The following is a 15221-nucleotide window of genomic DNA, read 5'->3' on the forward strand; positions in this document are numbered from 1 at the left end:
AAGGAGGCGTTGCGGGATTGGATGATTCACTATTCATTAGTATTTATTTGACGATTGTCGGCATGGTAGTAGGCTCTTATTATCTAGCTTTTATCTCAAGAGGTTCATTTAAACAGTCCGTAGCGGGGCGATCGCGCTGTGCAAGCTGCAAACGTCAATTGCGAACTAAAGACCTTGTGCCAGTGTTATCGTTCCTGCTTTTAAAAGGAAGGTGCCGGTATTGCGCTCATAACCTGCCTCGTCATTTTCCTCTTGTTGAAGCCGGAACAGGTGGACTATTTTTCCTCGCTTCGATTCATGCAGAAAGCTTATCAGAACTCTTCATGTCAATTCTTCTCGTTTCATTATTAGTCCTCATCACTTTAACCGATATTCAATCGTTTCGTATTCCGAATCGGATTCTGTTGCTTTTTTCGATTCCGCTGCTTCTTCTTCGTTTTATGAATCACCCCTACTCATTTCAAGGCTTTTCCTTCACTATTGGTCTTGTTCTTTTATTTATCTTACTTTATGCTTATCAAAAAGGGCAATTAGGTGGCGGAGATGTAAAACTATTTGTCGTGTTCATGGTTTTACTGGGGATTCAGTCTACGCTCCTTATTATCATGATTTCTTCAATGGTCGCACTTTTATACACCGTGACTCGGCGTTCCGTGTGGGCAAACTTTCTAGAACAAAAACGCATCAAGCTTCCGTTTGCGCCATTTATTAGCATTGCGACCATAATTGTTTATTTTTCACCTAATCTGGTCTAAATGAAGACAAGCCTCATAGTATAGTAGAAAGGGGTGTTTATTCATGAGTGATCAAAAGCATACGATGAATTTTAAATTCTCTCAATCAAACAAAAAATCAAATCGTCCTGCACCCGACAATGAATCGCATAATCCAATTGAAGTTTGTAGTTGGGATGAACCTACTGACGAAGAGCAGGTACCAAATCAGCAAGACGACGATTTCGAGCCAAAAAGAGATAAAGTCATTGATTTTACGGACAAGTTAAAAACAAAGAAAACGGGCAACGAACCGTTTTGGGATGATGGGGATCGTTCGCGAGCGCCAAAACTTCCACCTAAAAACCGAAAAAATAAAATTCAGCTCAACCTTCCTTGGCCAATCATTGGTGCAGTGATGTCTGCCGTAATTGTTGGGTTAGGGTTAGGCGTAGTGGTTTTTCAATTTTTTATTAATGATGATACGGGCTATAGCGAAGCTGCTTTGCCAGCGCAAGCAACAGTATACACCGATGTTTCCTTTCCTAGCCTTCATGTTGATGTTGTTCAAGGAGCCGCGTTTACCGATATAGATACCGCTCAACAAGTCGTAGATGAAACAAAGGATAAAGGATTCCCCGCTGTCTTAATTCCTGGTGCAGAGAGTCAATACATGTTCTTAGGTGTGGCGAATGATCAAACAAAAGGAACGAAATTAAGCGATTATTTTGGCGATAACGGTCAGGAAACTTATGTAAAAACGTACACAGTTGAAGGAGGAGAAGTGACTGTTGGTGGGGAAGATGCAGCTACTTGGTATACAAATGCAAATGCGGTTTACCATTTCTTAAGCAGCGTCTCGTCTGAATTAATGGTCGCAAACGAAAGTGGATCCATTAATGAAGACAATCTATCACAATTAAATCAATCTGTTGAACAATTGCGCAATTCACGAGACGTGGCTTTTTCACAGATGAATGAATTAGCAAAAGAAAATAGTTTACGTTACGCGGATACGTTATTTACCGCTGCGAGTGCGCTGAACGACTATCAAGCGTCAAACAATCATGAAGCACTTGAACATGTCCAACAAGGACTGCTTGAGCTCATTGTGGAGTATGAAGAAGTGCTAACATCAATTAATGAAGTCTAAACAAATAGCGTTTTCGATAACATCTTGTAAAGGGCTGATTATCGGAGCGCTTTTTAAATTGCATGACTTTTGAGAAAGGTTTTTCTTTCGTCAGCCGAAAGATTTCGGTATACTCAATAAAAAGGGAGGGAAACCAGTGAAAGAATTAACCGCAAGTTCATTGTATCAGTTAAAAACCGTTACAAATCCCGTTATTTCTCCAGACGGCAACCAAGCGATAGTCGTTGTGACGGAATTAAAAGAAGAAGAGAATGCATATGAATCGCATTTATATGTTGTAAATTTAAAAACGAGTGAAAAACCAACGCAATTAACTTTTGGAAAAGGAAGTTACGTCTCGCCAAAGTGGTTACCATCCGGTGATGGCTATACATATCTCGCCAGTGTAGATGGCAAGAAAAAGCAAGTGTTTGTGAAACGAGGTTTGGCACAAGAAAAACAAGTAACCGATGAAAAGCAAGGGGTACAAACGTATGCCTTGGCAGCAGATGGTAGATCGATTGTTTATTCCGCTTTGTATAAAGAAACGACAAAAGAAGAGAATAAGCCACAACCACTTGTTGTTGATCGGATGAAGTATAAATCCGATGCAAGAGGCTTGTATGATGAGAGCACTGTTCGTATCGGTCACATTGATTTGACAACGAATAAGCAGCAATGGTTAACAAGTGAAAAAGAAGATAGCCAGCTACTCGACTATTCCGCTGATGGAAAGCATCTTTTGTTTACAAGTGACCGTTTGGATAACAAAGATTTTTCGTTTACTTCCCATGTCTACATGCTAAATATGGATACAAATGAGGAACAACAAGTGACGAAAGAACCTCACGTCATTACAGGTGGGGCATTTTCTCCAGATGGACAAGCAGTGGCATTGCTTAGTCATCAACGTGAATATGAAAATGCAACATTGCCGAATCTCGTTATATATCATTTAGAGACAGGAACTGTTTCGAATGTAACGGAAGATTTTGATCAGTATTTAGGTGATGGTGCAATTGGTGATTTTCTTCAACAGAACGGATCAAATGGGATTCGATTTTCTAATGATGGGGATGCCGTTTACAGTTTGGTTTCTAACAGAGGAGCCGTCAATGTGTGGCGCTTTGCTTTATCCGGTGAAAAAGAAAAACAAACGAGCACGGATGCGCATATTAACGGCTTTGATTTCTCTGAGAATGAATTATATGTAACGCATAGTCGTGTTGAGGAACCGAGCGAATTTTATCATGTCAATCAACAAGAGGAAGAGTTAGAACGACTAACAACCTTTAATCAGAAGGTCGAGCAGACGACTTCCTTCTCTGTTCCTGAACCGTTTCATTTAAATCGTGAAGATGGTTCGTTTGTAGAAGGTTGGTTAATGAAGCCAATCAATTATGAAGATGGACAACCGTATCCTTTAATCGTAGAAGTGCACGGTGGCCCGCATGCGATGTATGCCAATACGTATTTTCACGAGTTTCAAATGCTAACGGCGAAAGGATATGGTGTGCTCTATACAAATCCACGCGGAAGTCATGGCTATGGTCAAACCTTTGTTGATGCGGTAAGAGGAGACTATGGAGGTGGTGATTACAAAGATCTTATGGAGATTCTTGATCACGCTGTTGAAACCCATACGTGGATTGATCAAGCAAGGATAGGTCTGACCGGCGGGAGTTACGGCGGGTTTATGACAAACTGGGCTGTCGGACATACGAATCGTTTTAAAGCAGCAGTGACACAACGCTCGATTTCTAATTGGATCAGTTTTTATGGTGTTAGTGATATTGGTTATTATTTTTCCGATTGGCAAATAAAAGCAGAACTAGATGACATCGAAACGTTGTGGAATCATTCTCCCTTAAAATACGTCGCGCACGTTGAAACGCCGTTGTTAATTTTACATGGCGAGAACGATTTAAGGTGTCCAATTGAACAAGGCGAACAGTTATTTATCGCGTTAAAGCGTCTTGGGAAAGACACACGATTGATACGTTTTCCTGAAGCAAACCATGAATTATCGAGAAGTGGAAAGCCTAATTTAAGGATTGAGCGATTAGAAGCCATTCTCGGCTGGTTTGAGCGCTATTTAAAAATATAAAGAATTGTGTAGCAAGGAGGCTTATTGAGTCTTCTTGTTTTTTCATTTTCTGGAAATGATGCTTGTTTTTTATACGCAATTATTGGTAAACTAATGCTAACACTTGTACAATAAAGAAAAAAAGTAGAGGTGTCCCATGAATCCATCCCTCCTATTAGCTTCAAGTTCCCCAAGGCGAAGCGAACTCCTTAAGCAATGTCGTATTCCATTTACCGTATTTTCAAGTGATGTTGATGAAACGCTTCATGAACATCAAACGGTTGAAGAAGCAGTCTGTACGTTAGCAAAAAGAAAAGCAGAAGCGGTCGCGAACCAATTTCCTCAACACGTGGTTCTTGCTGCAGATACAATTGTTTCGTTAAATGGCGAGCATTTAGGGAAACCAAAATCAAAGCAAGAAGCCAAGCATATGCTACAGGCTTTATCTCATTCAACTCACGCTGTGTCTACTGGTGTAGCCATTATAAGTCAAGATCATTCGGTCCATTTTTCAGAAACCACATCTGTGACGATGACGACGATCGATGAATCCTTTTTAGAGCGTTATTTACAAACGGATGAATGGATAGATAAAGCAGGTGCTTATGGGATTCAAAGTTTAGGTGCATTATTTGTTTCAGAAATAAAAGGCGATTATTACACGGTTGTTGGCTTACCTTTAGTAAAAACAATTCAAGCATTGTCCGCGTTTCACATTTACCCCAACATTCCTTCGTAAAAGGAGCGATCAGCGTGTCGATTATTATTCGTGATGTTCCACTTCAAGAACGCCCCCGAGAACGATTCCTTCGAGAGGGGGCAAAAGCACTCTCAAACCAAGAAATACTTGCCATTATGTTACGAACCGGTACGAAACACTATTCTGCACTACACGTCGCTTCAACCTTGCTTTCAACGTATAAAACACTGACTGCATTAAGCGAGGCGTCTCTAGAAGAAATGAAGCTCGTAAAAGGAATTGGTGAAACAAAAGCGATTGAGTTATCCGCCGCCATTGAACTAGGCAAACGCATCTTACGTGAGGGAAAAGGTGAAAAACGAGTGGTTTCTTCACCAGATGATGCGGTGCAGCTAGTGGTCGATGACCTGGTGGGCATTCATCAAGAGCATTTCGTTGTGCTTTATTTAAATACAAAAAATTATGTAATAAAGCAAAAAACTGTTTTTATTGGCAGTTTAAATGCAAGTATTGTCCACCCGCGAGAAGTATTTAAAGAAGCGCTTCGTACTTCTTCCGCTGCTGTTATTTGTCTTCATAATCATCCTAGTGGGGATCCTTCACCGAGTCCAGAAGACATTAGTGTGACAAAAAGGCTGTATGAAGCTGGGAAAATTCTCGGTATTACTTTATTGGATCATATTATTATTGGCGACGAAGCGAACTTTATTAGTCTAAAAGAACGAGGTTTTATAAGTATGTAAAAATAACGACAAACATGAAATGATTTTTTTTTGCCTGGGGAACTTTAAGGCTATTTTTTTTGCGTACATTTCGATATAATAAAGGGTATGAGTTTAGGTTATAGTGATGTCAAAACGTAGCGAAAGCACGCGCATCATTTATAAATGGATTGAGAAACCACGAACCTACGTGAAATAAAGGGAGGATATCTGTCTATTTTTAGGTCGCATTGATAAAAGCGGAAGAGACAGTATACATACATGTTTGGAAGCAGAGATATTGGAATTGATTTAGGTACAGCAAATACACTTGTTTATACAAAAGGAAAAGGGATTGTTCTACGTGAACCATCTGTTGTTGCGTTACGAACAGACACAAATTCGATTCAAGCTGTTGGGGATGATGCAAAAAAAATGATTGGTCGAACACCTGGGAACATTGTGGCAGTTAGACCGATGAAAGACGGCGTAATTGCAGATTTTGATACAACAGCAACGATGCTTAAACATTTTATTCAACAAGCGATGAAAAACAGTTCGATGTTTAGCCGTAAGCCTGCGGTTATGGTTTGTGTTCCGTCGGGGATTACTGCAGTTGAAAAACGTGCAGTTGAAGATGCGACGAAGCAAGCAGGGGCAAAAGAAGCGTACACACTAGAAGAACCATTTGCTGCGGCAATTGGCGCAAATTTACCAGTATGGGAACCAACAGGAAGTATGGTTGTTGATATTGGTGGCGGAACAACGGAAGTCGCAATTATTTCATTAGGTGGGATTGTAACAAGTCAATCAATTCGTGTGGCAGGCGACGAAATGGACGATGCGATTATCCAATATGTGAAAAAGACGTACAACCTAATGATCGGGGAACGCACAGCAGAAACGCTTAAATTAGAAATTGGTTCGGCAAGTTCTGATGATGAAGAAAACCAAGATATGGACATTCGCGGTCGCGACTTGTTAACAGGCCTTCCTAAAACCATTTCGGTAACGTCAGCAGAAATTTCTGGTGCTTTATCAGATACAGTTGATACGATTATTGAAGCTGTAAAAGATACGCTTGAACAATCTCCGCCAGAGCTTGCTGCTGATATTATGGATCGTGGTATTGTTCTAACAGGTGGAGGGGCTCTCCTGAGAAACTTGGACAAAGTGTTAAGTGAAGAAACAAATATGCCTGTAATTGTTGCTGAAGAGCCGCTTGATTGTGTAGCAATCGGAACGGGAAGAGCGTTGGAGAATATCCATTTATTCCGTACTAAAGCAGGTTCAGCTCGATCAAATTGGAAATAGAGGGATAGGGAATGCGATCTTTTTTCTCTAACAAAAAGCTTATCGTCCTATTAGTGAGTATCATTTTTTTAATGGCGCTAATTGGCTTTACAATGAGAGATGACCGAAATTTATCCCAACCTGAACAAATTATGCGCGATGCGGTTGGTTGGGTTCAAAACCTTGTGTCGGCTCCTGCACATTTTTTCGGGGGGATCTATGAAAACGTAAGTGAAATCATCCACGTATATGACGAAAATCGCTTACTACGCACAAGACTAGAGGAATATGCGCAACTATCGGTTCAGAAAGATTTACTAGATGAGGAAAATGAGCGGTTAAGAGGAATGTTGGAAATCGACGAAACGCTAAGTGACTACTCGCGTATTTCAGCAGTTGTCATTAATCGCTCTCCAGATGCGTGGGAACAGTATATTGGCATTAACCGCGGTGAAACAGATGAAGTAACAGACGATATGGCTGTAATTGATTCGCAAGGTGGGCTTGTTGGGAAAATCAATGATTCAAGCAAATTCACCTCATATGTACAGTTATTAAGTGATAATGACCCAACAAATCTTGTGTCTGCACAAGTATTGGTTGAAGAGGGCGATCAAGATCCGGCAATGGGCTTTATCGAAGGCTATGATGTAGCAGAAGACCGATTAATTATGCGGAAAGTTGACATTGACGTGGAAATTTCAGAAGGTGAGATGGTCACAACTTCTGGTTTAGGTGATGTGTACCCTTCAGGGTTGTTAATCGGTGAGGTGGTTGAAGTAGAAGTAGATGAATTTGGCCTTTCGCAAAACATTTACATTGAACCGACTGCTGATTTCTCAACGCTTGACTACGTGTTTGTGGTACAAAGACATTTGCCAAGTATGGATACAGATATAGAAGAGCTAGAAGAGGACGAAGAAGGTGACGGAGAATGAGTCGAACGTACTTTTCGATCGTCCTTGTTTTTCTATTCGTTATAGAAGGTTCTCTCCTTCCATATATGCTCGCTAATTACACAGAGGCGACGCAATATGTTGTTCCAAGGTTAGTGTTAATGACCATTGTTTTAGTAGGCTTATATTCTGGAAAGCAAGTCGCGTTAATCTATGGACTTGCTTTCGGCTTACTTTACGATGTGGTCTATACAAATTACTTAGGTATCTACATGTTTGGATTTGCTTGTCTAGGATATTTAGCAGCCGTTCCTTTAAAAGCAGTGAAAGAATCGGCGCTATGGGCCGTTCTACTATGTGTGTCAGCTGTGTTTCTATTTGAGTATTTTCAGTATGGTTTATTTTATATTTTAAGTGTAACGTCAATGACAGGTGGAGATTTCTTTTTGAATCGATTAATTCCGACCCTTGTCTTAAATAGTGCATTTGCAATCTTACTTGTACTACCGTTTAGAAAATTAGCGGACTATGTCAATGAGCAAGCGAGCTTTCGTAATCGTTAAAGCAGGAATTATGTGTTGAACGTGGAATCTATTGTTACAATGGGAGTTAGTAGAGGTGAATGTGAATGTCACAAGTGAAATCACTGGTAACAATTAAAGGAACAAAGGATGGGCTTATTTTCTTATTTGATGATCGTTGTTCATTTGAGCAGTTAATTGACGATTTACGTGAAAAACTGTCCTCTGATTATTATAAGAGTGAGAAAGATGATCCAATTGTTTACGTACAAATTGATTTAGGGAACCGTTTATTGACAGAAGCCGATCGCAAGATTATCGAATCCATCATTACTTCTAATAGTCACTTACGCGTACATCATTATCATTCAAATGTTATGACTGTCGAAAAAGCGAAAGAGATGCAAGAAGAAGTGCAAACGGCGACACTTACGAGAATGATTCGATCAGGTCAAGTCGTCAAAATGAAAGGGAACGTTTTGTTAATTGGTGATATTAATCCTGGCGGCTGCTTAATGGCTACTGGTAATATTTATATTATCGGTGAATTAAAAGGGAAAGCACACGCAGGATATGAAGGAAAAACAAGCGCGTTCATTTGTGCAAGCTATATGTCGCCAACAAGCTTACATATTCATGAACAGATGATTCACTTTGCAGATGAAGTCGTTGAAGATACAAGCATGCAAGCAGCATATATTGAAGACGATAGTGGTGAGATTGCATTAACAAAAGTTCAACGATTATTTGATGTTGAGATTAGAGGTTTAAAAGAAGCAGAAGCTGTTTCTTAATTTGAATCGTACGAGAGAAAGGGGATATAAGCGTGGGCGATGCAATTGTAATTACAAGTGGTAAGGGCGGTGTAGGTAAAACAACTACATCTGCAAACATTGGAACTGCGCTTGCTCTAGAAGGAAAAAAAGTTTGTTTAATTGATGCGGATATCGGCTTACGAAATCTTGATGTTGTAATGGGTTTAGAGAACCGAATCATTTTTGATTTAGTTGACGTTGTTGAAGGAAATTGTGATTTGCATCAAGCGCTTATTAAAGATAAACGTTTTGATGGCAACTTATATTTATTGCCAGCAGCGCAAACGAAAGATAAAACGGATATCTTGCCTGAACAAATGAAACGTCTTGTAGATGAATTGAAACAAGAATATGATTTTGTTATTATCGATTGTCCAGCAGGAATTGAACATGGTTTCCGGAATGCAGTAGCAGGTGCGGATAAAGCAATTGTTGTCACAACACCAGAAGTTTCCTCCGTCAGAGATGCGGATCGAATCATTGGACTTCTTGAGCAAGAAAAGATTGAACGACCGAGGTTAGTTATCAACCGTATTCGAACCCATCTAGTTAAGAACGGCGAAATGCTTGATGTTGATGAGATTACGAAAATCTTAGCGATTGATTTAATTGGCATTGTTGTTGATGATGACCAAGTGATTAAACATTCGAATAAAGGGGAGCCAATTGCGCTTCATTCTACAAGCAAAGCGTCTATTGCCTATCGCAATATTGCACGACGCATTTTAGGTGAAACAATTCCTCTTATGTCACTTGAAGAATCGACAACGATGTTTACGAAAATAAAACGATTGTTTGGTGTACGATAGATAAGTTTAGAAAAAGCAGCTACTGAGGAGAATCCTCGGCAGCTGCTTTTTTCAAAAAAATAAAGAGCGCTTTACGCTCTTTGGTTTCCTTTTCGAGAGAGGTAAGTTGGACCTAAGACGATCGATTGAGAGTCCTGTTGACAAAGATCGTAAACAGCCAAAGCCGAAATCGAAGCCGCGGTCATTGCCTCTGTGTGAACCGGTAAAGCATGTTTTGCCTTTACTTCGACTTCAATAATGAGTTCCCAGCTGCCTGAATGTACTTCCCAATGAAACGAAATATCTATGTACGTTAACGCTTTTGAGTGATTATTAGGAAGAAGCGTTGATGTATGTTTAGCAGCCATAATGCCAGCAAACCGCGCGTTTTCTAAAACTTGTTTATGTTTCAGATCGCCATGTTGTAATTTTTCGTAAAGCTCTTTATCGATCTGAACGCTTGATTTTGCAAACGCATGTTGTTTTGCTGAAGTCATTGAAGAAATATCAATAAAGCCACTATGATCTACTTCGTGCCTTCGCCTCATCCTACCCCTCTTTTCTCGACGTATCTATACCTATTATGATAATCGACTTAACCAGCTGGCGTCAAGATAAGCCCCTCATTGTTAACCTTATAAAAATTAAGTTGACAATAAAACGTCAATTCGATAATGTAAAAGAAAAAAGAATGAGGAAGATTGCGATGGGGATTAAAGATTTAACAAAAATTTCTATGATGACGGCTGTCCTTGCTGTCTTAGGGGTTATACCACCTATTCCGCTACCTATTTCTCCGGTACCGATTACAATTCAATCAGTCGCACCAATGATGATTGGTGGGGTGCTAGGTGGAAAACGTGGCGGTCTATCCGTACTGTTATTTATTTTTCTGGTTGCTTGTTCGCTTCCGTTACTAGCCGGTGGACGAGGAGGGATTGGATTTCTCTTTGGTCCGACTGGTGGGTACATATTTGGATGGGCTGTTGTGGCTTTTGGAATTGGTTTCTGTGTGACAAGGCTGAAACATAAGTCGTTTATCAAGGTGTTTAGCATAAACCTTTTGTTTGGCCTAGGCGTTTTATATGTATGTGGAGCAAGTTACCTTGCTGCTACTTCTGGGATGGGCTTTGGAGAAGCGCTCTGGTTAAATGTCTTTTACATTCCTGGAGATGTGGTAAAAGCGCTATTGGCAACCGTTATCACGCTACGGGTGTTAAAAGCAATGCCAACAATATAACAATTGAATACAAAAAAACTTCCTCTGACCGAAATCAATGAGGAAGTTTTTTGTCTTAACCGTTCTTAAACGCGGTGTTGTGAATACTCGTCTTGTTTGGTTATCCGCGCAAGATTATCGATTTCTTTTTCTGTTAATGATTCACTTTGAGCAGCTTGAACATTTTGGCGAACTTGTTCAATGCTGCTTGCACCTGCAATGACGCTTGCAACAGGTTTATGAGATAAGCAATAGTTGAAAGCCAGTCCGTTCATGGAATGTGCACGTGCGTAGTTCTGCATAAGAATATCTTTTAACTGAGCGAGTTCTTTAGTGGAGTACGATAAATATCCATCTTTTGCAGCATCCACCGACTTCAACGTTCGATCACTCAAGATTCCTTTTGCAAGTGAGCCTCGCGTAATGACGCTTACGTCATTTTCCTGTAAATAGGAGAAGTACTCTTCCGGACGGCGGTCTAATAAACTATACTGCATCATCACGGAAACAATCGAAGAACGTTCAACATACTCTTTAATGACATTGGGTCGAATCGACGAAATACCATATTCACGAATATATCCTTCTTTTTTTAATTCATCGAAAGCGGCGATGGTTTCGTCGATCGGGTCATCGATAGTACCACCATGTAATTGGTAGAGGTCAATATAATCAAGCTTTAAGCGAACCAAGCTATCTTTTGCAGCTTGTTTGATATGGGCTTTTGAAGGATCCCACTCCCAACCATCTTTTCCTTTCTCAAATCGATTGCCTGCTTTTGTGCCAATAATGAGCTGGTCTCTTTTCCCTTGAATGGCTTGACCAATAATGCTCTCGTTCTCGCCAAAATCATATAAATCCGCTGTATCAATGTAATTCACGCCTAAATCAATTGCTTCATCTACAATGGCAGTTGCTTTGTTCCAATCTGTCCCGAGCGACATGCCACCTAATCCTAATTCACTAATAAATAGAGAAGAGTTTCCTAATTGATTTTTTTTCATACGATCACTCCTTATGGAAGAACTATTCCCCAATTATTTTAGTATTAATCTGAATAGATGAACAGGACAAGTCATAAGATGGAATGTATAGATTTGCGATAAGTAACGGGGAGGGTTCTAAGTGGATCGAAGAAAACAAATTGAAAAACAAATTGCTTCCAAACAAAAACAAAAAGAAAGCGCTCCAAATACTTCTTCAGCAACGCGTCCTGGCTTAGACAAGTTCGCTGAACAAAAACCTGAATCAACTCGTTTCCATAAGGTTCTACTACAGCTTGTGATTGCTGGTTGTTTATTCTTTGCGATAGGGATTGTGTATGACGGCAACCATCGAAATTTAGACAGTGTACAGGCGGTAGTAGACCAGGCGTTTGAGGAACATTTTCAGTTTGCGGCGGTATCTTCATATTTTGAAAGCGTGTTTGGTTCTCCTTTAGCGCTACTTCCTGATCAAAGAATGCAAGAGGGATCGGATGATGTGGTCAATTATGCCTTGCCAGCTTCAGGGACGATTAAGGAAAGTTTTTCTAAAGACAGAAAAGGCATTTTACTTGAAACAGGCCTAGGAGAAGACGTTAAAGCTGTTAAAGGCGGTCATGTCATCGAACTTTACGAGGGAGAGGATGCCTCAGGGCAAGTTGTAGAACTTCAGCATCAAGATGGAACTGTTTCAGTGTATGGGATGCTAGATGATGTGAATGTACGGCCTTACGACATTCTTTCAAAAGGAGCAGTTATTGGCTCTGTTGTTGAAGCGGATGAAGAGCAAGCGGGCATGTTTTACTTTGGTTTAAAACAGGATGGCGATTACATTGATCCGAGCACAGTGATCAACTTTGATTAATCTCTTAAAAAAAGTCCACATTCATCCGCTTTTTTGGCTCATTATTGCAATGGGTGTCATAACTGGACGATTTAAAGAGGTCGTAATGCTTCTTGTGATTGTACTTATCCATGAAATGGGTCATGTCTGGATGGCGCATCGCTTTGGGTGGAAAATCTTAAAAATAGAATTATTACCTTTTGGTGGTGCTGCTGTGTTAGAACCAAAAGGTATTCCACCTGCTCGAGAAGAATGCTTTATTGTTCTTTGGGGACCAGCACAACATATTTGGATGATTGCTTTGTCCTATGGCCTGTATCATTTTTCTGATGTTTGGCTTTATCAAGATCATCAACTTTTTGTTAGTCATAATATCGCGATCTTACTCTTTAATTTAATCCCTATTCATCCGCTAGATGGTGGAAGACTAATTCAACTGCTTTTTTACAAGTTGGTTCCTTACAAACAAGCGATAAAACTTTCTTTCGTAACATCAAGTATTTTTTTGTTTAGTGGGTTTCTTTTCGTCGTTTTTTATTCCATGCAGCTCAATCTCATCATGATTTTCTCTTTTTTACTCCTTACACTCATTTTAGAGTATAAGCAAAGAGAATATCGGTTTATCCGTTTTTTAATGGCGAAAAAAGAGGATTATACGTCGAATCACGCTGTCCCTATCCTTGTTGAGAAACAGGCGACGATCAAAACCGTCGTTGAAAAAATTAAAAAAAATGCAGTACATACAGTCGTCGTAAAAGACGGAACCAATCAAACAACCTTTTCACTGCAAGCTTTATTAGATGTCTACTTTCGTGAAGGCGGTCACGTGCCTTTGCATACCATTCCGAAAAGCTAGCGGAGAGTGTTGTCCTTTTTTTTATCATCCTTTAAACTGAAAGGGAGTGAAAAAGGAGCAACGATTGGATATGACGAAAACGATTTTAATGAAACAAACAGCTTTAAAAAGAGAAGCAGTTTTGGTTGATCAAGAGAAGGCTGTGGAGTGGACGATTGAGAGTGAGTTCATTCCTCATCTTATCGGTTCAGTTTATAAAGCGAAAGTAGAGAAAGTTATACCGAATATGCAGGCAGCATTCATTGATATCGGAAGCGATAAAAATGGCTTTTTACATCGAGACGAGCTTTATGCTTTTCAAAAAGATCAACGTGAGGGAAAAGACGAGCTGTCTATCGCCCAATACTTAAAAGCAGGGACAGAATTAATCGTTCAAGTAACAAAAGAAAGTGACGGGACAAAAGGACCAAGATTAACCGAAATCATTTCCTTACCTGGCCATGGGATCGTCTACTTACCAGCTGGTCAAGAAGTGTCGATATCAAAAAAAATTGACGATGAAAACAAAAGACAAGAATTGAAAGAGAAAATCTCGCCATTATTAAAAGAAGGTGAAGGGGTTATCGTCCGTACGCAAGGAAGCGGTACCTCGATTGACGAAATAAGCGAGGAATTAAGGTTTTTACGCGCTTTGTGGCAGAAGACACAAACCCATCAAGATCAAATTCCGTATCGACTGTATCAAGGATCATCCCTAATTGAACAGTTAGTGAAACGTCAATCGAAAGAAGAACTCCATGAGTGGGTTGTTGATCATTATGATGATTTTAAGCTCGTCCAGCAGTTGCTCCCTGCTTCGTTAAAAGATCGAGTCCGTTTAGTTCCAGGCAACGAGGATGTTTTTTCGACAGTTGAGAAGCAGCTGGACAAAGCATTAAGGCGTCATGTGTGGCTCAAAAATGGTGGTTACTTAATTTTTGATGAGACCGAGGCTCTAACCGTTGTAGATATTAACTCTGGCAAGTATAAGAAAAAAAAGGATAAGTTCGCTATGGCCATTGAAGTGAACCAAGAAGCGGCGATAGAAATTTGCCGTCAATTACGGTTGCGCAATTATAGCGGAATGATTTTAATTGATTTTATTGAAATGGAAAACGAGCGTGCGCAAAAGAGAATCGTGACACTAGTGGAGAAAGAGCTTGAACAAGATTTAGTGAAGACGAGTGTTAAAGGGTTTACAAAGCTTGGCATGCTTGAATTAACGAGAAAAAAAACAGCGCGACCGATAGCAGAAGGAATGCAAGAACCATGCCCAACCTGTCATGGGAGCGGACGCGTTCTCACGGATTTTGGTCACGCATTTCAATTAGAAAATGAATTAGTCGGCTATCGTGGTGAAGCGTGTATCATTATTGGGGCTCATTCATCGATTAGGGAGCTTTTTTATGAAAACGATGAAGCTGTGTTAAAACGATTAGAGGCATGGATGGATGCACGCATTTATTTCGTGGAAACCCATTCGTTAAGCAGCAGGAAACCATATGAAGTAATGTTTCACGGAGATTATGAATCTGCGAAGGAACGACTTAAAAGCCTTGCGATCAGTGATTGACAGTGGATCAAATCTTATGCTATGATGATGTGTGTTAGTGATTTGGTAGCACCCAATGAACTTACAACCGCGCGGATTAGGTGTTAAATGGACGTGTTCCTGCCTAAAATGGCGAGTCTTAT

At 40.1% G+C, this 15221-nt stretch carries 16 protein-coding genes and 1 other annotated feature (1 of these 17 running past the window's edge); of the genes, 14 read left to right on the forward strand and 2 right to left on the reverse strand.

The window, feature by feature from the left end; translation table 11 throughout:
- Positions 1 to 17: 17 nt before the first annotated feature.
- The 10 genes from ACE1TH_RS02525 to minD all read left to right on the forward strand — a co-directional run bounded on the left by ACE1TH_RS02525 (position 18) and on the right by minD (position 9666).
- Positions 18 to 755, forward strand: a complete 738-nt coding sequence (locus tag ACE1TH_RS02525) for a prepilin peptidase (RefSeq protein WP_375078321.1) — start codon at positions 18 to 20, stop codon at positions 753 to 755.
- Positions 756 to 798: 43 nt separating this feature from the next.
- On the forward strand, positions 799 to 1866 hold the full coding sequence (locus ACE1TH_RS02530; protein ID WP_375078322.1) for a hypothetical protein: 1068 nt from the start codon (positions 799 to 801) through the stop codon (positions 1864 to 1866).
- 136 nt (positions 1867 to 2002) lie between these two features.
- Positions 2003 to 3952: a S9 family peptidase gene (locus tag ACE1TH_RS02535; RefSeq protein ID WP_375078323.1), complete on the forward strand. Its 1950-nt coding sequence runs from the start codon at positions 2003 to 2005 to the stop codon at positions 3950 to 3952.
- 136 nt (positions 3953 to 4088) lie between these two features.
- Entirely contained in the window at positions 4089 to 4670 is a 582-nt protein-coding gene (locus tag ACE1TH_RS02540; RefSeq protein WP_099301388.1) for a Maf family protein, read from the forward strand.
- A gap of 14 nt (positions 4671 to 4684) precedes the next feature.
- Complete coding sequence (radC, locus tag ACE1TH_RS02545; protein ID WP_099301387.1) at positions 4685 to 5374, forward strand: RadC family protein; 690 nt, start codon at positions 4685 to 4687, stop codon at positions 5372 to 5374.
- Between the two features lie 240 nt (positions 5375 to 5614).
- Entirely contained in the window at positions 5615 to 6646 is a 1032-nt protein-coding gene (locus ACE1TH_RS02550) for a rod shape-determining protein (RefSeq protein WP_099301386.1), read from the forward strand.
- 11 nt (positions 6647 to 6657) lie between these two features.
- On the forward strand, positions 6658 to 7563 hold the full coding sequence (gene mreC / locus ACE1TH_RS02555; RefSeq protein ID WP_099301385.1) for a rod shape-determining protein MreC: 906 nt from the start codon (positions 6658 to 6660) through the stop codon (positions 7561 to 7563).
- A complete protein-coding gene (gene mreD / locus ACE1TH_RS02560; RefSeq protein ID WP_099301384.1) occupies positions 7560 to 8084 on the forward strand; it encodes a rod shape-determining protein MreD in 525 nt (174 codons plus the stop codon). Before mreC ends, mreD begins: the two co-directional genes overlap by 4 nt.
- Positions 8085 to 8149: 65 nt before the next feature.
- Positions 8150 to 8836 (forward strand): septum site-determining protein MinC, encoded by a 687-nt coding sequence (minC, locus tag ACE1TH_RS02565; protein ID WP_099301383.1) that lies wholly within the window; start codon positions 8150 to 8152, stop codon positions 8834 to 8836.
- 32 nt (positions 8837 to 8868) lie between these two features.
- On the forward strand, positions 8869 to 9666 hold the full coding sequence (gene minD, locus ACE1TH_RS02570; RefSeq protein ID WP_099301382.1) for a septum site-determining protein MinD: 798 nt from the start codon (positions 8869 to 8871) through the stop codon (positions 9664 to 9666).
- Positions 9667 to 9737: 71 nt separating this feature from the next.
- Here the strand turns inward: minD and ACE1TH_RS02575 are convergent, their stop codons facing one another.
- Positions 9738 to 10193 (reverse strand): cyclic pyranopterin monophosphate synthase MoaC, encoded by a 456-nt coding sequence (locus tag ACE1TH_RS02575; protein ID WP_099301381.1) that lies wholly within the window; start codon positions 10191 to 10193, stop codon positions 9738 to 9740.
- A 158-nt stretch (positions 10194 to 10351) separates the two neighbouring features.
- Here ACE1TH_RS02575 and ACE1TH_RS02580 point away from each other — a divergent pair, with 158 nt between their 5' ends.
- The gene (locus tag ACE1TH_RS02580; protein ID WP_176554274.1) at positions 10352 to 10885 is read left to right on the forward strand and encodes a biotin transporter BioY; all 534 of its coding nucleotides are present in this window, start codon (positions 10352 to 10354) and stop codon (positions 10883 to 10885) included.
- 65 nt (positions 10886 to 10950) lie between these two features.
- Here ACE1TH_RS02580 and ACE1TH_RS02585 read toward each other — a convergent pair whose 3' ends face one another.
- Positions 10951 to 11868, reverse strand: a complete 918-nt coding sequence (locus ACE1TH_RS02585; RefSeq protein WP_099301379.1) for an aldo/keto reductase — start codon at positions 11866 to 11868, stop codon at positions 10951 to 10953.
- 121 nt (positions 11869 to 11989) lie between these two features.
- Here ACE1TH_RS02585 and ACE1TH_RS02590 point away from each other — a divergent pair, with 121 nt between their 5' ends.
- The 3 genes from ACE1TH_RS02590 (at position 11990) to ACE1TH_RS02600 (ending at position 15099) form a co-directional block, all read left to right on the forward strand.
- Positions 11990 to 12712, forward strand: coding sequence for a M23 family metallopeptidase (locus tag ACE1TH_RS02590; protein ID WP_099301378.1), 723 nt, complete (start codon positions 11990 to 11992; stop codon positions 12710 to 12712).
- The gene (locus ACE1TH_RS02595; RefSeq protein ID WP_375078324.1) at positions 12705 to 13547 is read left to right on the forward strand and encodes a M50 family metallopeptidase; all 843 of its coding nucleotides are present in this window, start codon (positions 12705 to 12707) and stop codon (positions 13545 to 13547) included. The genes ACE1TH_RS02590 and ACE1TH_RS02595 overlap by 8 nt, the downstream gene beginning before the upstream one ends.
- A 70-nt stretch (positions 13548 to 13617) precedes the next feature.
- Entirely contained in the window at positions 13618 to 15099 is a 1482-nt protein-coding gene (locus tag ACE1TH_RS02600; protein WP_375078325.1) for an Rne/Rng family ribonuclease, read from the forward strand.
- A 55-nt stretch (positions 15100 to 15154) separates the two neighbouring features.
- Positions 15155 to 15221, forward strand: a sequence feature (ribosomal protein L21 leader region); it runs 7 nt beyond the window's last position.

The organism is Shouchella sp. JSM 1781072 (genome assembly GCF_041949915.1).
In the GTDB taxonomy this organism is placed as follows: domain Bacteria; phylum Bacillota; class Bacilli; order Bacillales; family Bacillaceae_D; genus Shouchella.